The organism is Planococcus sp. RAB007_Raresut, assembly GCF_057369535.1.
Window position 1 is genome coordinate 326149 of the sequence record NZ_JBXYIF010000004.1, and the last position, 17150, is coordinate 343298.

Below are 17150 nucleotides of genomic sequence, written 5' to 3' on the forward strand. Positions count from 1 at the left end.
CCCTTCTAATTAGAAGAGGGCCGCTATACACGGAGTTTCCTCCTCTCATCTTCCAGACTGTCGTTCCAGTCTGTAGGAATTAGCACCTTTCCAAGCTGGGTTGCTTGGTGGTTGCCGGGCATCGCAGGGCCTATTCCCTCCGCCACTCTTGATAAGAGTATTCAGATTCAGTTTTCCATCTTGTTGAGAAGTATAAATAATGATACGATATTTTGTCAAGAAGACTGTCGGATAATTTTGAAACTTTCTCATCATTCATACGTTTAATATTATGAAAGGCAGGGGGCAATTTATGATTCTTTGGATTTTTTCCGCACTTATTTCAGGTTATTTAATCGGTTGCCTTCATGGCTCCCTTGTCGCCCAATTGTTGTCCGGCACTAATATCAAGTCAACAGGCGTCAAAAATTCGGGCGCCTCCAATGCGGCAATCGTCCTTGGCTGGAAATACGGCGCACTGGTCGCATTTCTTGATATCTTCAAGGGATTTGCCGCAGTGCTCGCAATGCAGCTGTTTTTGGGAAGCAGCAGTCTGCCTTCGGAAACAGTATGGGCGATTTTATTCTTTATCGCAGCCGGAGTCGTACTCGGCCATAACTTCCCCTTCTATATGAAGTTCAATGGCGGCAAAGGCACCGCGGCCGTCATCGGAGTAATGATCGCGCTGGACTGGCAGCTTGGTCTTCTTGGGCTCGCACTTCTTGTCATCATCGCACTTGCCACAGATTATCTGGTCATCGGCGTACTTGCATTATATGCCGTTTTTCTTCTGATCGCGTTCTGGCCGGCGGATGGCTTTTGGCCCTATGTCATCGCACTTTCTTTGATGGCGATGGCGTTTTTGAAGCATCTCGAAAATATCCGCCGCATAAAAGACGGCACCGAAAACAAGGTGTCAGCTGTATTGCGGAAGAAAGCTGCCGATCCCCAGTGAGGGCCGGCAGCTTTTTCAGATTTCCTCTATTCTTTTCATTCGTGGTAAAATAGAGCCAGTACATACTTCAGGAGGTCTCTATCCATGATTGAAACTTTGATCGAACGATTGATCCGCTATGCAAAAATCGATACACAATCCAATTTTGAAAACCATGAAACACCTTCCACTCCCGGCCAGTGGGACCTTCTGCATGAATTAGAAAAGGAAATGAAGGAAATTGGTCTGGAAGAAGTCCAAATGGACGATTACGGCTATCTTTTTGGCACACTTCCGGCAACTTCAGATAAAGAACTTCCAGTAGTCGGCTTTCTTGCCCATGTCGACACAGCTACTGACTTTACAGGCAAAAACGTCAATCCGCAGCGTATAGATGATTACGACGGAAAAGATATTCCATTGAGTGGTTCTGTTAGAATGACAGTCAAAGATTTTCCAGATCTGCAGAATTATATCGGCCATACACTGATTACCACGGATGGCACGACTCTTCTTGGCGCGGACAATAAAGCCGGGGTTGCTGAAATAATGACGGCGATGGAGTACCTCATCCAGCATCCAGAAATCGAACACGGCAAAATCCGTGTCGCCTTTACACCGGATGAAGAAATTGGACGCGGTCCCCATAAATTCGATGTTGAGCGCTTTGGCGCCGAATATGCCTATACAATGGATGGCGGCCCACTGGGTGAACTTCAATACGAAAGTTTTAATGCAGCTGCCGGGAAACTGACAGTCCAAGGGAAAAGCGTGCACCCTGGTTCAGCCAAGGATAAGATGGTCAATGCTTCAACAATCGCCATCAAATTCCAGAATGCCATGCCTGAAGATGAAGTTCCTGAAAAAACCGAAGGCTATGAAGGATTCATTCATCTGAACAGCTTTAAAGGTGACGTGGAACAAGCGGTTTTGAGTTATATCATCCGCGACTTCGACAAAGAAAAATTCGAAGCGAAAAAAGTGCATATGCAGCAGACAGCTGAGAAATTGCAGGAACAATATGGAGCTGACACACTGACACTGGAACTGGAAGACCAATATTACAATATGAGAGAAAAAATCGAGCCGGTCATGCAAATTGTGGATGCCGCTGAAAATGCGATGAAAACACTTGGTATTGAACCAAATATCGTACCTGTCCGCGGCGGCACCGATGGCTCCCAGCTTTCCTATATGGGAATGCCGACACCGAATATCTTTACTGGCGGAGAAAATTACCACGGGAAATACGAATTCATATCCGCTGAGAATATGGAAAAGGCAACTAAATTAATCGTCGAAATCATTAAAACACAAAAATAAAAAAGGAAAAGCGCCCTGAACTTTAGGGCGCTTTTCCTATATAATGCTTCTTCCGTTCTGTGCGAGCGCAAAATGAATGCCGTGCTGCAAGGTTTGGAAGCAATCGAATTTTGAAATACCAATTCCACTTTCAGAAATCACCATACTCATTTTCGGAGAAATTCCTACCAAGATTGTTTCTGTTCCAATGAGGCCGGCCGTTGCTCCAAGTTTCTCAATCAGCGCGGCAGCTTGCTGGGTAAAATTATTATTAAGTCCGGTCAGATCGAGAACCAGATATTTCGCTTTATAAGTCGGCAAGTTCTGCAGCGTCTTGATTAATAGTTCCTCAGCCCGTTCTTCATCATAAGTGCCCAGCAGCGGCACTACGACAATACCGTCCAATACTGGGATAATTGGCGAAGATAATTCTTTGACCAGTGTGGTCAGTTCCGCAGTCTTTTCTTCCACCAGGTTTTGCAGCTGTCTTATTTGCTGAGATTCTTTTGAACGCGCTAAGCGATGGATATTCTCTTAGATGGTTTCATCTGAAGGAAAGTAACGGATGACAGTTTCGCTGAAACCTTCCAATTGAAAATGATCTACTTCGTACCAGATATTTTCTCCAAAAAGCTTGGTGAAAATCCCTGCATAATGGGCAGGAAGAAATCTGCCGCCTGTCTTCTTCTGCTGAGCAATATTAATACTGTGCTCCCAGCTGTCTTTTAAATGGACTTCAACGGTTTTCTTTTCAACATCCAGTTTATGTGTTTCCGCAATCCCCCAGCCAGCTGAAGCATATGTATTGGTGATCAGTGCCGCCGCTTCTGCTATATTCACATTTTCCATCCGAGAAAAATACTCTGCGACTACTATCCCTTGGCGATAACCGGTAGTTTCCATTACTACCTCCGCTGCGTCTTCTCCTGCTATTTCTTCTATCGTGTCAAAAAACATTTTCATTGCTGTGGAAGTCCAAAACAGAACCGAATTTTGGCCTTCGAATAAAAACTCGCCTTTTTCAAGGTTCCATTCAAAGCTCAGTCCACCAACATTAATAGAAGCCTGTGTGCTCATGTAAAAACTCCTCTCGTCCAATGATTCTATTTTACCATATATTTAAACAGATTTTATCGCTAAGCATAAAGGTATAGGACTAGTTATTATAAACTTTCTATAGCAAATGCTCAATGTTTTAAATACCTGAATAACAGGAATACATTGATAAGACTAATTGAAAGAGGTGTTCCATTATGTCAGATAAAAAACATTTTACTGAAGATGACCGCGAAGAAAGAAAAGGCGCTCCAATGGACAATCCGGAACAATCGAAAACCGATAAAGAGTCACTTTCCGAAATGCACGAAGAAGAAATGAATGTCGATACCATTCCTTTGGAAGACCTTAAGCAGGAACAGCAGGAAGAAAAAAATCCGCGTCAAACGAAAAGCGATTCTTCCAGCGAAGACAAATTCTCTGGATCTTAATCCTTATTTTCAGGAAAAGTCCATGCACAACTTTTAAAAGCAAAAGATCCGTTGCAATAACGGATCTTTTTTATGTTTATTTGAAGTTTAAAAAGGAATAGGGAGTTTAAAAGGAGTGATTTCATGAATCAGCAAGAGTTGAGAGAAGCCGCTTTGAAGATTTTGAACGACAGTTATGTAGGAGTGCTTGCGACAATCACCGAAAACAAACCGCATTCCCGGTATATGACTTTTTTTAATGATGAATTCACATTGTACACCGCAACCAGCAAAAAAACGCAAAAGGTCGACGAACTCGAACAGAACCCCAACGCACACGTCCTTCTCGGTTACGAGGGCGAAGGTGTCGGCGACACATTTCTGGAAATTGAGGGAGAAATGTCCGAGCATGACGACCGCAGTATTTTAGAAAAATTGTGGAATGAACATCTTTCCGGCTGGTTCAGCGGTCCGGATGATCCCAACTTATTAATCATCGCCATTAAACCGACGAGAATGCGCCTGATGAATAAAAAAGGGGAAGAGCCGCAGAATATCGAACTTCAATAAGAAAAAGCGGCTCATATCTTTGAGCCGCTTTTTATATGGGCTGCAGAATTTCCCGCAGTCCTTCTCTATTGAACAAGAGATCTTCCAGTGTATATTCATCGAGGACCGCCAAATACGCGTGGAGCGCTTTGCCCAAGACTCCGCGAAGTCCGCAGACTGGCGCAATCGGGCAACGGTTGTGTTCCCTGTCAAAACATTCAACGATATGGAAGTCGTCTTCCATTTTGCGTACAACTGTCCCGACATTGATGTTCTGAGGAAGGTCTGCTAATCGAATGCCGCCTCCCCGTCCTCTGACGGTTTGGATAAAGCCGGCTTTTCCAAGCTCAAAAGTCACTTTCATCAAATGGTTTTTCGATATATTGTAAGCGTCCGAAATTTCCTGAATCGTCGTCAATTTATCCTGTTCTTTCGTACCAAGGTAAATCAATACACGCAATGAGAAATCGGTATACATTGTTAGCCTCATTATTTTCACCTTCCCTGCACATTTATTATACCCACTGTGTAAAGTTCAAGAAAGTAATTGGTTCTGAAGGAATATTAAATATTAGTTGCCTTTATAGATACTCGGCGATGCCGGGCTTTTTTCATGTGTCGTTTCTGTGAAGGCAAATGTGTCTAAAATATTAAAGAAGTATTTTTAATATATCTTTAATCTCCCTTTGGGTTTATAGTCAAATTATAGAAAACAAAAGGAGAGATTGAGATGTTATCACAAGAAACTAAAACAATCATCAAATCCACTGTCCCTGTATTGGAAGAACACGGCACCGCTATTACAACCGTATTCTACAAAAATATGTTTGAAGCACACCCGGAATTATTAAACATTTTTAACCATGCCAACCAGAAAAAAGGCCGCCAACAGGCAGCTTTGGCAAACACAGTCTATGCGGCAGCAGTGCATATCGATAACCTGGAAGCGATTCTTCCAGCAGTAGTCCAAATTGCAAATAAACACGTCAGCCTCGGCATCAGACCAGAGCATTATCCGATTGTCGGCGAATACTTGCTTAAAGCGATCAAGGAAGTTTTGGGAGATGCCGCAACCGACGAAATCATCAATGCGTGGGCTGAAGCATACGGCGTAATCGCCGATGCGTTTATCGGCGTAGAACAAGGAATGTATGAAAAAATGGAAAGCCAGGAAAATGGCTGGAAATTCTTTAAAAACTTCACTGTAGCGAGAAAAGAAAAAGAAAGCGACAACATCACTTCTTTCTATTTGAAACCTGCAGACGGATCGAACGTTCCGACTTACGAACCAGGCCAATACATTTCCGTTCGTTTGACTATTCCGGGCGAACAATATTTGTTCAACCGCCAATACAGCCTTTCTCAGGCTGCAAAACCGGATGAGTTCCGCATTTCTGTCAAACGCGAAAGTGACAACGATCCAAATGGACGGGTATCCGTTTACCTGCATGACGAAGTGAATGTTGGGGATGTTATTGAAGTAAGCGCGCCAGCAGGAGAATTCGTTCTGGATGCAGCGAAAAAATCGCCAGTTGCATTTGTCAGCGGCGGAGTCGGCATCACACCGATGATGAGCATGTTTGAAACTGTCGCAACAATGACGCCTGACCGTCCGACAGCTTTCCTTCACGCTGCCCGAAATGAAAGCTTCCATGCATTTGATAAAGATATCCAAAAATACGTGGATACTATGGACAACGCTAAATACAAAACACTTTACTCTGACCAGCCAGAAGGGTTCATCACTCGTGAAGTGCTCGCGGAAATGGTCGATGTTACAGGAGAAGTTTACGTCTGCGGCCCTGTTCCATTCATGGAAAGCATGATCAACGAATTGCGCTCACTTGGCATGACTGATGAGCAGATCCATTTCGAATTCTTTGGACCGGCAGTGGCTCTACAAAAATAAAATAATTCCATAATAAAAGGCCTGCCGACTTGGCAGGCCTTTTTGCTATTTCATTTTCTTCAATAAATATAATAGATACGGTGTCCCGATTAAAGCGACGATCAATCCGCTTGGAATATCATTTGGCGCAATCAGTGTACGGCCGATGAAATCCGCCGTCACGAGCAGCAGCCCTCCGATCAGACCGGAAGACAGCATCAGCGGCAAATGGCGGAAACCAACCAGACGCCGCGCAATATGCGGCGCCACCAGTCCGATAAAGCCGATTGTTCCGACAATCGAAACTGCGGCGGTGGATATTGCAACACCAACGACAAGCGCCCAAACGCGGGTTGAACGGATATTCAAACCGAGTCCTGCCGCGACATCATCTCCGAAGGTCAATGTATCCAGGCTGCGCGTAATGTAGACAGCCGGCCAGATAAATAATGCGAACAGGATCAGTGCGAATTGCACATCGTCCCAGCCTTTGGCGTATGTGCTGCCGGACAGCCACACTAACGCGCTTGCAACCGCAAGCTTCGCTTTGACAACGAGAATTTGTGTAGCTGCGGAACCGAATGCAGAAATGGCGATTCCCATCAAAGCGACAAGCATCGGCTGGAAATTGTTTTTCCAGGCCGTCAGCAATATGATGCCGAGCGCAAGCGATGCCCCTAGTGTTGCGCCGAGCGGAAGGAACGCCGGAGGAATTGCCGGAAATACGACCAATAAGAGCATCGCACCTGCTCCACCCATTGATGTTACGCCGAGTACGCTGGCATCCGCAAGCGGGTTTCTTAATACCCCTTGCAGGATCACACCGGTAATTGCCAGCATGACGCCAACGATGAAGGCAGTCAATACACGCGGCACCCGGAATTCCCACACAACCGGCGATAGCCAGTCAAAGTTCCAGGCACTGCCGTTGAAACTTAAAGCCAAAGTGGTGACGATGACAATCGTACCCATAAGAATGGGCACCAGCATTTTCAAACGTACCGGTTTGGTGGTGCCGCCCATCTGACGTTCACCGCGTTTCATGGACCTGGCCGTTTTCCATGCCAGATACAATAACCACGGACCGCCGATCAATGCTGTCATTGCACCAGCTGGCACCTCTTGGCCGGGCTGGATCAGGCGGCCAAGAACATCCGCACCGATGAGCATGACACTGCCCCACAGGAACGAGTGAATCAGTATTTGAAGATGCCCGCGGATGCCCATCATGCGAACAATATGCGGTGCCATCAATCCGATGAATCCGATTGGCCCGACGACACTTACAGTTGTTGCCGCTAAAACGATAGCCGTTCCCCATGCCGCCAGTTTTACCAGGCGGACATTTTGACCGAGTGAAGAAGCAATATCTTCACCCAGCGACAAAATATCCATGGGCTTGGCGAGCAGCAGGACAGCAGCAAATGTAACCAGTATCACAGGCGCTGCAAATTGCACGCCTCCCCAGTTCAATTGCACCAAGGTACCGGAACCCCATAAGAAGAGCCCATTGGTTTCATTTTCAAAAAGCAATTGCATCGTGCCGGTCATGGATGCGAAAAGCAGGGAAATGATCATTCCCGTCAATGCCACACGCACAGGATCCATTTGTTTGCCGGCAAGTCCGATGACCAGCAACGAAGATACGACGGCACCCACTAAAGCTGTCGCAAATGGAAAGCCGCCGACGAAACCAGGGAAAAAGATTGTGCTGAGCACAACAAAAAAGAATGCGCCGGCGTTTATGCCGAGTGTGCCTGGAGATGCAAGCGGATTATTCGTCAGCGTTTGCAAAACTGCACCGGATACCGCCAGCGCACCACCGGCTATAATGCCGACTGCCAGCCGCGGCAAGCGGAGACTGACGACAATATCCTGAATTCTTCCTTCAGTCCAAACACCTGACAGCAAATCTGAAATGGAATAATCCGCCTGACCCTGAGTCAAATGGATGACAGATAACGCGAAAAGCAGGAAAAAGCCCCCTGTCAAAGAGACAAAGGACTTCGCTTTCAGTTTGCCTTGCATTAATTATTCACCATCACATCTGTAATTTGGTTCATCAATGTTTCAGCAGATAAAGGACCGCCGTATAACCACGTGTCCGGCCCCAAATCATATGTGCGGCCTTCCTGGACGAAATTCAAATTTTCCCATACGGCATTTCCGGCAAGCTGGTTTTCGTAGATATTGTCTTCATCCGGAACAGTGTAGAGGTAATTGGCATCTTCGTACTGAACCAATCCTTCCACGTTGAATGTGCTAGAACCGAAAACCTCGAATTGATCCGGTTCGTGAACATTATTCAAACCAATGCGGTCAAGAATGATGGAAGCCATGGAATTCGGTGTGAATACACGAATCTCCGGCGCCTGAGGACCTGAATAAGCAAGCGTCAAAATGACGTCATTGGTTTCAAGATTGGCAGCTTCGATTTCAGCCGCACTTTCCTCATATTTTTCTTCAAGATCTGCAAGAACCTGATCGGCCTCTTCCGTTTTGTCCACGGCTTTGGCAATTTCAAGGAATGTCGTTTCCATTTCCTGATAAAGATCGATGCTTTCATCTTCCGGATACGGATTGAAAATGACAGTTGGCGCGATGCGTTCCAATTCTTCAAGCATCGCAGTATGGCGGAAGTCGACTCCGATAATCAGATCCGGGTCGATCTCTGCAATAGCTTCAAGGTTCGGTTCCTGGCGTCCGCCAACATCGATAACTGTATCATCCAATTGCGGTTCGATATTTACGTAATCACCATATGATTCAATATCAGCCATACCTGCAGGCTGCACGCCTACGGCCAATAAATCTTCAGCGTATGTCCATTCAAGAACCACCACTTTTTCAGCAGGTTCATCCAACGTCACTTCACCGTTTGTTCCTTGAATCGTAACGGGTTCGCCTCCGCTTTCTGTTTCAGTTGCTGTATCTTCTTCTCCCGACGAACATGCCGACAGGACAAGCATAATTGCTGCAAGTAAAAATAAAGTCCATTTTTTCATGATGTAACCTCCAAGGTTATTTGATAACGATTCTCAAGACGTCCTTATTTTAGGACTTCCTGTCACATTTGTAAAGGAAAAACTCAAGTTTATAGTGAAAATCGTTCTCACTTATCATTAATTTATGATATAGTATATGTATTGAGAAATTCTATCAGTTAGATTTATGGCTAAAGATGTGGAGGAATTGAACGATGACTATGGCTGTCAAAACCAATGACCTATCAATCGGATACAACGATAAACTTCTTTTTGAAAACTTGAACCTTTCTATACCTAAAGGCGAAATTTCTGTTTTTGTGGGAAGCAACGGCTGCGGCAAATCGACTCTTTTACGCTCGATTGCCCGATTGCTGAAACCGCAGGAAGGTTCGATTTTGCTTGAAGGCAAAGAAGTTCATAAGATGTCTTCACGGGAAGTCGCGAAGAAAATGGGGATCCTTCCCCAATCGCCGGTTTCACCGGAAGGATTGACTGTACACGATTTGGTCAAGCAAGGACGTTATCCACACCAATCATGGCTGAAACGCTGGACGGAAGAAGACACCGAAAAAGTGGAAGCTGCGATGAAAGCTACGCGTGTCGATGAATTTCGTGACAAACCGGTGGATGAACTATCTGGCGGCCAGCGCCAGCGCGCATGGATTGCGATGACACTTGCACAGGACACCGACGTTATACTCCTTGATGAACCAACCACATTTTTGGATATGACCCATCAAATAGAGATCTTGGATCTTTTATTCGAATTAAATGAAATGCATGGACGCACAATCATCATGGTGCTGCATGATCTGAATCTTGCATCACGCTACGCCCATAACATCATCGCCATCAAAGACGGTGAAGTATTCGGCCAGGGAACACCTGAAAATGTCATCAGCTGTGATTTGGTCCGTTCCGTTTTCGGAATGGAATGCCAGGTCTCAAAAGATCCGCTTTTCGGAACACCGCATTGCGTTCCATTTGGGAGAGGACGCTGCATCGTTCCTGAGATTCGTGAAGCGCTGGGGTCCTAATATGGAAGAACTTGAGCTTTTTCAGGTAAAAGTCCGAACTGGCGCACATGGTTTCATGGATCTAAGTGAAGCTATGGCAGCCCGCCATCCGGAGCTTATGAAAGAAATCGTTCACGCAACCGGAGCACCAACTGAAGCCGTAGCGACATCCGTCTTCATGAGGCGCTTCGGTTTTTTCATTACTGCACAATTCTATTTATTGGCACACGATAAAATGTGGGATGGTCCGCTGGATGAAATCCACCTGGAAAATACGGAAGGCAATATCAGTTTTACAGTCGATGAACGCTTTATCCGTGAACGACGCGAAGGCGATCTTGAAGCCGTATTGAAGACATTTGCATTTCCGGTGGTCGGTTCATTCAGCAAAACTGGCCATGTATCAAAAATCATTCTGTGGGAAAATCTTTGGGGTTATATGATCTGGATGTACGGCATGCTCGACAGCAAACAGGCGGAAGATGACGTTGCCGCCTTGATGACGGATGAACTCTGGCAGCCGGAAATGAAAAGATCCTTTTTCCGCCAGTTTTTAGGCGGCCGCAGTTTTGAAGAAGCGAAAGCCGAGTATAAGCGGATTACCTGCTGCTTGTATAAAGAATTGCCTGAAACCGATAAATGCCCTTACTGTCCCCTGCAAAAATAAACGCTCCGCGGCGATTGCCGCGGAGCGTTTTTTGATGGCTTGCTGCTTGGAAGTCTGTCGAGTGAACACAGCAAGGCTTAGAACACACATAGAAATTATTTCAAAAATTCAAGTCGGTTTCCGAATGGATCGGATACGAAAAACCGCTCGACTCCCGGGATGGTGTCATCGACAGTGACAGTGATGTTTTTCTCTTCCAAATGGCTCCGCAAACTATCGTAGCCGGAAACCTTGAAAGCAGGATGTGCTTTTTTCGCCGGATTAAACGGTTCTTCAATTCCGACATGCAATTGAAATTCATCAAATCCAAACCAGACTCCGCCCCTTGCTCTCAGCGGTTCGGGTTTTTCGATTTCCTCCATGCCCAGCAGCCCGCTGTAAAAAGCGATTGCTTCTGCTTCGCCCCCTTTTGGCGCTGCTACTTGAATGTGATCAATTTTGCCAATAGAAAATTCCATTTCTCCCACCTCTTTCTTCATTAGATTACCCAACAGGCGATTGAAATGAAATAAGCAGTTTTCTATCGACCTTTATAATCCCCGCTTATCACTTTGCATTTATACGCAGCTTTCAGTAGCATAATAAGAAAAAAGGAGTGCGGCTGCATGGAATTTCCCAACCAATTAAAAATAACGCTGGCATCTCAGTCGGTTGCGGTTGACCGGATGCCGGCGAATCCTCTTTCACGTGATATCGGAATGCGCATTGAAGAGTTGAAAAGCTGGAGCGGTTCAGAGAACAGTGGTGTCGCTGTTTCTTATTTCTTCAGGCAATACGCTCTATTCGTTTCAGCACAATTCCACATGCTCACCTACCACAATGGCTATTTCGAATATGGCGGTGAGGATCTGACTTTTAACCGAGTACATAATTACGGCTTCAATTTACTCGAGACCCATGTCTCTTCTGCACATTTTAAAAGAATCGATGCGACTGAAAGATTTTCCGCTTTTCACTACATATTGCATGAACAAACAGCAAGGCTGATTGAAGAGTTCCGCAGCCACGTAAAAATATCTCCCCTTATTCTATGGGATAACATTTTAGGTTCTGTCATCTGGTTTTATGCCAATATGGAACAACGCGACCCGAGACGCGCGGCGGCGGATCTGGATTGGCTTATGGATGCCGAGAACTGGTCCCCTATGCGGAAAACACAGTTAGCCCGGCTGCTCGGAGACGCTTCACTTGGACAAGCCGTATCCCGCCCTTTGAGAAAAACTTGTTGCCTTTACAAGGAACTGCCGCATTTTGACACGTGCACATTCTGTCCCCTGCTGAAATAGCGGATGAATTTTTTGATTGTCACTTTTATCGCCGATTTTTTATGGTTTATCAGCGATTTTCGATGATTTATCAGCGATTTTTCGTTGTTTATCAGCGATTCTCAATGAATCCATAAAAAAAGCCTCAGCATCCGCTGAGGCTTTACGTTTATTTTTCAAATACTTCGTGCAGTATGTTGCCTGGGGAACTGTTCATCAAGTTTTTATAGACACAGCTCTCCGGTTTTTTCGATAAGGATTTGGAGAACGATTTTGCATGCTCAGGATCTCCAACGACGTGGACCCCTTCCCATTTGCGTTCTTTTTTCAGTTTCTCGATTTTACTTCCCATATCCTTATAGAAGCGTTCGAGGTTTTCTTTTAAGCGATGGTCCAATTCATCTACCGGACTGCCTCCGCCGCTGCCGCCAATGACAGGGCTATTTCCTCCGGCTGCACCGCCGCCGACTGAACCTGCCCCTTGTCCTGCGGCACGCCCTTGAACACGGCTTGAGCTTCGAACTCCTTTTTGTTCAGTCCATACTTCAAGCCCTGAATCAAATTCATAAAAAATTTCCTCGTTGATGATTCCCATAGAGGTATCGAGAATCCGGATGCCTTTAAGACTCGGCAAGACGACTCCGGCATATGGATAAGCCTTATACATATATCTCAATTGATCCAATACAGGTTCCGTCTCCCAGTGGAAATTGGTTTTCACCGGTACTTGAACATAATGGACAGACCAAAGATCTTTATGCGGAGATGCAAAAATAACGACACCCTTTTGGAGGTCGTCCTGGTTATCATTTATTTCTCTTTCCACTTTTTTCTTCAACGACTTATAGCTTTTAATTTCGTTTTCATCGTTTGAAGCTTCCAGATATTCTTCGATTCGCTTAAGGCCATTCTTCAGATGAATTCGCCATGCTCCATTTTGCGCGTTTAAATCTGCAGGATTCGTATTCAAGTAAACACTTAAAACACAGCGGTCTTCACATTTGAAGTTCTTTAACTCCTGGATTTCATCGTATAATGTCATGCATTCATCATCCTCCCTATTTCCTTACTTCTTACCTGAATACCCGAACACTTCTGTTTTAAACTGACCTTTTTTTAAATTTAAAATTATCCAAAAGTTTATCTTTTTTGCAACGTGGTAAACAGAGACTAGCAACAAAAATTAAAAGGAGCGTGTTATAGAATGGAAAACGTAAATAAAAAAGTTGATGAAAAACTGAAGAATTTTGATGATGAAAAGAAGGAAGACATCCTTGCGAATTTTAATCAGTTCAAACAATATTTAAACGATAAAGTTGAGATCGGTGAAAAAATGGGCTTGAGTGAAGAGCGCCTTGCACAAATTACTGAAAAAGTTGCGGATTACCTTGCTAAAAATGAAGAGCCGAAAAACCGTGAAGAACATCTTCTTCAAGAACTATGGAAAGTCGGCGAAAAAGAAGAGAAGCACATGTTAGCTCATATGCTATTGCGCATGGTGCAAAAAGAAGGTTAATCACTTTCTCAATGAAAAAGGGCATCGGAAACTTATCCGATGCCCTTTTTGTATTGAAAATCTTCTTATTGATTCCACTATGCAGCAGTGCGTTTTTCAAAGGCTCGGAACATCACGAGATAAACGACCCCGCTGAGCATAGCAACTATGCCCAGTATTCCGAATGTCCAATTGAACCCGAACCAGGCCGTCATTGGAATCGCAATTGGGGCGATCATCCGGCCAATTGTATAGCGCATACTGGCAGCGGCAAAATACTGTCCGCGCATATCTTCCGGCGCCAGTTTCGAGATAAAGCTTTGCTGAATGCCGACCACCATCAATTCCGCGAGTGTGAAAATCCCCATGGCAATAACAAACACCCAAAAAATAGAAGTAACCGGGAATAATAACATGGCTACACCATATAATATTGCGGAAGTGAAAAATACCCATTTCTCGGGATATCGTGTCATCCAACGCGTGATGAACACTGTTAGTAAAGCAACCAGCAATCCGTTTTCAGCCAACAGGATGCCGAAGGAAGTTTCTCCAGTGACTTTCCAATCTATACTGAAAAATGAAGCGATGGCCTGGCTGTCGATTGTTTCCTTCAGGTAAACGGGAATCAGCAAATCCAGCTGCATGAAGGTTTGAGCCCCCAGCACGCCGGCAATAACAAACAGCAGGAATACCCGGTCTTTGAAAATAATGCCGTATTCCTTGAATTGTTTGGATACCGCACCGACCCAGCCGGTCGCTTCTTCTGTCGCCCATTTATCCACCATTTTTTGTGATAAGGTCTCGTCTGTAAACAACCGAAGAACCAAGCCGAGCAGCAATGAAATAACCGCAACGACAAGCAATAATTCAAAACGATAGGAAAAGAACAGTACGGCGCCAATCAGCGGTCCTACGACAACAGCAATATTCAATGTGGTATAAAAAATCGCAAACACATCGCTCCGGTATTTTTCCGGAATAACGTCAGCTATCATCGCCTGGCTCGCTGGCCAGTACAAGGACCCGCCCATTCCGGCAATTGTAAAGGCGATAAATCCGATTTCCGGTGATTCCAGCCATGGTGAGTTGGCGAAAGCGAAGAGCAGGAACGCAAAGCCCTGCCCAATTGACGCGATGATCAGCATTCGCCTTCTGCCATACCGGTCCGCAAGATACCCCCCCACCAGATTCGCTGCTACTGAAAAGACCTGTGAAATGACGAGCAGCAAGCCCGCCATCCCCTTTCCGAATTCCTCAGCAAAATAGATTGCAAGGAACGGGAAAACCATCCAATAACTTGTATTCATGAAAAACTCGCCTACAAGGCGCACTTTTAAACTTCTGTTCCAATCTTTGATTTTCATCTTCATTTCCCCGCGTTCTATACCCTTGAACGCCCCGATGTGCCAGTATTATCCGTTTATCAACTCCAACAACTTATAGCTGAGACAAATATCGATCATCAGGTCCTTTCTTTCTTTTGCAAACTGGATTGAAATCCGTTCGTGGTCCCGCTCCACTATTTCACCGACACCAAACACACGATGGCGCACTGTCGCCCCCTCGACCAGAGATTCCTGGTCGCCGACAGCGTTCGGATTATCGGGAACTTTCACTTTTACCGGCGTAGACGCGATCGCCCGTTTCGGCGCCCGCACTACTTTTTCAGGCAGAATAATATCATTTACTTCATCAATAAAACGGGATCCGCTGCCATAGCTGATCAATTCCAGCTGTTTTTTAGCGCGCGTCATGCCGACGTAAAAAAGACGGCGGGCTTCTTCCAGCGTATTGGGTTTTTCCGCATCTTCTTCTGTCGGGATGACTCCTTCCACCAGATCAATCATATAGACCCGTTCAAATTCGAGGCCTTTGGCACTGTGGAAAGTGGACAAAGTCAACATGTCATCGGTTTTTTCAACTTTCGCTTGCTGGGTCACCGCCTCCAATTCCTTCAATCGTTTCGCAAATTCCACCATTGAAGAAAGCGGCTCCGCAATTTGTTCGAGTGTGACAAGGATTTGGGAAAGGTAATTCAGCCGCATACCGAATTTTTCAGCCCGGCTTGCAAGCATCTGGTCGTAGCCGAGATCCGCCCGTATCGTACGGATGACTTTTAAAGGTTTCATCGTACGCATGGCTTCAAACCATTTTTTCTGTTCGGCGACTATTTTCAGCTGGTAATCCTTCATCGTGACGCTTCTCGGAATTTCATCCAGTGCATGCGTGCTTCCCGGTTTCATGCGGCTCAGAAAGCGCAATTGGCTGCCAGACCAATAGGCGTTCGTCTTGGAAGCAATCTTCGAATAGATATCGACTCGTTCCGGTTTCAGGCTGAAACGCATGAAATTAAGCATATCTTCCACAATCCAGTGGGAGAAAAAGCGATTGTCCGCATCTTTCATATAAAAAGGAATGCCAAGACGGTCAAGTTCACTCATTAAAAGAGTGGAAGATGAATTATTACGGTAAAGAATCGCCACATCGCCGTATTGGTCCAGTTGAGTGAGCTGCTTCATCAGATATTTCAGCTGGTCTTCTTCAGAAGACAGCCGTTTCACCAGAATTGGCGGCCCTTCCTCTTGTTTCGTGAACATGTTTTTGTCATGCCGCTTTTTATTGGCTTTGATGAAGAGGTTCGACGCATTGACGATAGTTCCGGAAGACCGGTAATTCCGTTCCATTTTCATAATGTACGCATTGGGATAAACATCTTTAAATTTCAGCAGATACGTCGGTTCCGCAGCCCGCCAAGTGTAAATCGACTGGTCATCATCCGCGACGACACAAAGGTTCTGGTGCCGCGCAACCAGCTTTTCAACAATCGAATGCTGGACCAGCGAAGTATCCTGGCTTTCATCGGTCATGACGTAATCCCATTTTTTCTGGTATTTGGACAAGATCGCTGCGTCTTTTTCCAGCGCTTCGTTGGCCAATGTCAGCATGTCATCAAAATCGACAAGGCGGGTATCATGGTTTTCCTTGAACGCTTCATAGGTTCTTAAAATTTCTGCTGCGCCGGTAAAAGGCTCCTTCAAAGCCGACCACCGTTCTCTTGGAAGCATCTTGTTTTTGACAAAACTGATGAAAGACATGAGCTCTTCCAATTGATCTTCTGTCGCCGGTTCATCATTCTCCGTTTGATACATTTCCTTCAGCAAGCGCTTCTTATGGAGTCCATTTGTTTCATTGCCTTCAATCATCATATAGCTGGAATCCGCCAGATATTCCCTGGTTATACGGAATGCAAGACTGTGGATGGTTGAAAAATCCACTGGTGCAAGTTCTGGAAAAAAGCGCTTGAATCGCTCGCGCATATCATTTGCGGACGCTTTGCTGAACGTGATCGCCTTGATCCGGTGAGGAGCAATGTTTTTCTCTTCAATCAGATAACCCGTGCGCATGATCATCGTTGTGGTCTTTCCTGATCCCGGACAGGCAAGCAGAAGGAGCGGCCCCTCTGTCCGCTCCACCGCTTTCCGCTGAATCTTATTCAATTCTACGCCAAGCTGCTGCTTTTTCCGTTCAAAAAAATCAGTCATATTTTGTGCCTCCGAATTTTTTCAATACTGCTATTCTACCACAAAGAAAAAACGATA

16 protein-coding genes, 1 pseudogene and 1 riboswitch are annotated in these 17150 nt (G+C 45.3%); of the genes and pseudogenes, 9 read left to right on the forward strand and 8 right to left on the reverse strand.

Annotation, left to right across the window (positions count from 1 at the left end; translation table 11 throughout):
* Positions 1 to 42: 42 nt before the first annotated feature.
* Positions 43 to 158: riboswitch (SAM riboswitch) on the reverse strand.
* A gap of 134 nt (positions 159 to 292) precedes the next feature.
* Together AC2Q9J_RS10330 and pepT are read left to right on the forward strand one after the other, a co-directional pair.
* Positions 293 to 934, forward strand: coding sequence for a glycerol-3-phosphate acyltransferase (locus AC2Q9J_RS10330; RefSeq protein WP_499039605.1), 642 nt, complete (start codon positions 293 to 295; stop codon positions 932 to 934).
* A gap of 84 nt (positions 935 to 1018) precedes the next feature.
* A complete protein-coding gene (gene pepT / locus AC2Q9J_RS10335) occupies positions 1019 to 2236 on the forward strand; it encodes a peptidase T (protein ID WP_499039607.1) in 1218 nt (405 codons plus the stop codon).
* 36 nt (positions 2237 to 2272) lie between these two features.
* Here the strand turns inward: pepT and AC2Q9J_RS10340 are convergent.
* Positions 2273 to 3292, reverse strand: a pseudogene (locus AC2Q9J_RS10340) (STAS domain-containing protein).
* Between the two features lie 176 nt (positions 3293 to 3468).
* On the opposite strand from AC2Q9J_RS10340, the gene AC2Q9J_RS10345 reads away from it, so the two are divergent.
* Together AC2Q9J_RS10345 and AC2Q9J_RS10350 are read left to right on the forward strand one after the other, a co-directional pair.
* Positions 3469 to 3702, forward strand: a complete 234-nt coding sequence (locus AC2Q9J_RS10345) for a YczO family protein (RefSeq protein WP_499039609.1) — start codon at positions 3469 to 3471, stop codon at positions 3700 to 3702.
* Positions 3703 to 3825: 123 nt separating this feature from the next.
* A complete protein-coding gene (locus AC2Q9J_RS10350; protein WP_499039611.1) occupies positions 3826 to 4251 on the forward strand; it encodes a pyridoxamine 5'-phosphate oxidase family protein in 426 nt (141 codons plus the stop codon).
* A gap of 31 nt (positions 4252 to 4282) precedes the next feature.
* Here the strand turns inward: AC2Q9J_RS10350 and AC2Q9J_RS10355 are convergent, their stop codons facing one another.
* Positions 4283 to 4720, reverse strand: a complete 438-nt coding sequence (locus AC2Q9J_RS10355) for an RrF2 family transcriptional regulator (protein WP_499039613.1) — start codon at positions 4718 to 4720, stop codon at positions 4283 to 4285.
* A gap of 240 nt (positions 4721 to 4960) precedes the next feature.
* Between AC2Q9J_RS10355 and hmpA the strand changes: the two genes are divergently transcribed.
* Positions 4961 to 6139, forward strand: a complete 1179-nt coding sequence (gene hmpA / locus AC2Q9J_RS10360) for an NO-inducible flavohemoprotein (protein ID WP_499039615.1) — start codon at positions 4961 to 4963, stop codon at positions 6137 to 6139.
* Between the two features lie 45 nt (positions 6140 to 6184).
* Here the strand turns inward: hmpA and AC2Q9J_RS10365 are convergent, their stop codons facing one another.
* Together AC2Q9J_RS10365 and AC2Q9J_RS10370 are read right to left on the reverse strand one after the other, a co-directional pair.
* Positions 6185 to 8146 (reverse strand): iron ABC transporter permease, encoded by a 1962-nt coding sequence (locus AC2Q9J_RS10365; RefSeq protein WP_499039617.1) that lies wholly within the window; start codon positions 8144 to 8146, stop codon positions 6185 to 6187.
* On the reverse strand, positions 8146 to 9123 hold the full coding sequence (locus AC2Q9J_RS10370; protein WP_499039619.1) for an ABC transporter substrate-binding protein: 978 nt from the start codon (positions 9121 to 9123) through the stop codon (positions 8146 to 8148). Before AC2Q9J_RS10370 ends, AC2Q9J_RS10365 begins: the two co-directional genes overlap by 1 nt.
* 194 nt (positions 9124 to 9317) lie before the next feature.
* On the opposite strand from AC2Q9J_RS10370, the gene AC2Q9J_RS10375 reads away from it, so the two are divergent.
* Together AC2Q9J_RS10375 and AC2Q9J_RS10380 are read left to right on the forward strand one after the other, a co-directional pair.
* Positions 9318 to 10142 (forward strand): ABC transporter ATP-binding protein, encoded by an 825-nt coding sequence (locus AC2Q9J_RS10375; protein WP_499039621.1) that lies wholly within the window; start codon positions 9318 to 9320, stop codon positions 10140 to 10142.
* A 1-nt stretch (position 10143) separates the two neighbouring features.
* A complete protein-coding gene (locus AC2Q9J_RS10380; protein WP_499039623.1) occupies positions 10144 to 10788 on the forward strand; it encodes a hypothetical protein in 645 nt (214 codons plus the stop codon).
* Positions 10789 to 10883: 95 nt separating this feature from the next.
* Here AC2Q9J_RS10380 and AC2Q9J_RS10385 read toward each other — a convergent pair whose 3' ends face one another.
* Positions 10884 to 11246 (reverse strand): VOC family protein, encoded by a 363-nt coding sequence (locus AC2Q9J_RS10385; RefSeq protein WP_499039624.1) that lies wholly within the window; start codon positions 11244 to 11246, stop codon positions 10884 to 10886.
* A 147-nt stretch (positions 11247 to 11393) separates the two neighbouring features.
* Here AC2Q9J_RS10385 and AC2Q9J_RS10390 point away from each other — a divergent pair, with 147 nt between their 5' ends.
* Entirely contained in the window at positions 11394 to 12074 is a 681-nt protein-coding gene (locus AC2Q9J_RS10390) for a hypothetical protein (RefSeq protein WP_499039626.1), read from the forward strand.
* A gap of 148 nt (positions 12075 to 12222) precedes the next feature.
* Here AC2Q9J_RS10390 and AC2Q9J_RS10395 read toward each other — a convergent pair whose 3' ends face one another.
* Positions 12223 to 13095, reverse strand: a complete 873-nt coding sequence (locus tag AC2Q9J_RS10395) for a VLRF1 family aeRF1-type release factor (RefSeq protein ID WP_499039628.1) — start codon at positions 13093 to 13095, stop codon at positions 12223 to 12225.
* Positions 13096 to 13257: 162 nt separating this feature from the next.
* Between AC2Q9J_RS10395 and AC2Q9J_RS10400 the strand changes: the two genes are divergently transcribed.
* Positions 13258 to 13569, forward strand: a complete 312-nt coding sequence (locus AC2Q9J_RS10400) for a DUF3243 domain-containing protein (protein ID WP_499039630.1) — start codon at positions 13258 to 13260, stop codon at positions 13567 to 13569.
* 77 nt (positions 13570 to 13646) lie between these two features.
* Here the strand turns inward: AC2Q9J_RS10400 and AC2Q9J_RS10405 are convergent, their stop codons facing one another.
* Together AC2Q9J_RS10405 and AC2Q9J_RS10410 are read right to left on the reverse strand one after the other, a co-directional pair.
* Positions 13647 to 14915 carry an MDR family MFS transporter gene (locus tag AC2Q9J_RS10405; RefSeq protein ID WP_499039632.1) on the reverse strand — a complete coding sequence of 423 codons (1269 nt, stop codon included), beginning with the start codon at positions 14913 to 14915 and terminating at the stop codon, positions 13647 to 13649.
* A 48-nt stretch (positions 14916 to 14963) separates the two neighbouring features.
* The gene (locus AC2Q9J_RS10410) at positions 14964 to 17093 is read right to left on the reverse strand and encodes an ATP-dependent helicase (RefSeq protein WP_499039634.1); all 2130 of its coding nucleotides are present in this window, start codon (positions 17091 to 17093) and stop codon (positions 14964 to 14966) included.
* Positions 17094 to 17150: the final 57 nt, after the last annotated feature.

Coding starts and splice junctions, on each gene's coding strand:
- AC2Q9J_RS10330 (WP_499039605.1), top strand. CDS start 293: ATGATTCTTTGGATTTTTTCCGCACTTATTTCAGGTTATTTAATCGGT.
- pepT (WP_499039607.1), top strand. CDS start 1,019: ATGATTGAAACTTTGATCGAACGATTGATCCGCTATGCAAAAATCGAT.
- AC2Q9J_RS10345 (WP_499039609.1), top strand. CDS start 3,469: ATGTCAGATAAAAAACATTTTACTGAAGATGACCGCGAAGAAAGAAAA.
- AC2Q9J_RS10350 (WP_499039611.1), top strand. CDS start 3,826: ATGAATCAGCAAGAGTTGAGAGAAGCCGCTTTGAAGATTTTGAACGAC.
- AC2Q9J_RS10355 (WP_499039613.1), bottom strand. CDS start 4,720: ATGAGGCTAACAATGTATACCGATTTCTCATTGCGTGTATTGATTTAC.
- hmpA (WP_499039615.1), top strand. CDS start 4,961: ATGTTATCACAAGAAACTAAAACAATCATCAAATCCACTGTCCCTGTA.
- AC2Q9J_RS10365 (WP_499039617.1), bottom strand. CDS start 8,146: ATGCAAGGCAAACTGAAAGCGAAGTCCTTTGTCTCTTTGACAGGGGGC.
- AC2Q9J_RS10370 (WP_499039619.1), bottom strand. CDS start 9,123: ATGAAAAAATGGACTTTATTTTTACTTGCAGCAATTATGCTTGTCCTG.
- AC2Q9J_RS10375 (WP_499039621.1), top strand. CDS start 9,318: ATGACTATGGCTGTCAAAACCAATGACCTATCAATCGGATACAACGAT.
- AC2Q9J_RS10380 (WP_499039623.1), top strand. CDS start 10,144: ATGGAAGAACTTGAGCTTTTTCAGGTAAAAGTCCGAACTGGCGCACAT.
- AC2Q9J_RS10385 (WP_499039624.1), bottom strand. CDS start 11,246: ATGGAATTTTCTATTGGCAAAATTGATCACATTCAAGTAGCAGCGCCA.
- AC2Q9J_RS10390 (WP_499039626.1), top strand. CDS start 11,394: ATGGAATTTCCCAACCAATTAAAAATAACGCTGGCATCTCAGTCGGTT.
- AC2Q9J_RS10395 (WP_499039628.1), bottom strand. CDS start 13,095: ATGACATTATACGATGAAATCCAGGAGTTAAAGAACTTCAAATGTGAA.
- AC2Q9J_RS10400 (WP_499039630.1), top strand. CDS start 13,258: ATGGAAAACGTAAATAAAAAAGTTGATGAAAAACTGAAGAATTTTGAT.
- AC2Q9J_RS10405 (WP_499039632.1), bottom strand. CDS start 14,915: ATGAAAATCAAAGATTGGAACAGAAGTTTAAAAGTGCGCCTTGTAGGC.
- AC2Q9J_RS10410 (WP_499039634.1), bottom strand. CDS start 17,093: ATGACTGATTTTTTTGAACGGAAAAAGCAGCAGCTTGGCGTAGAATTG.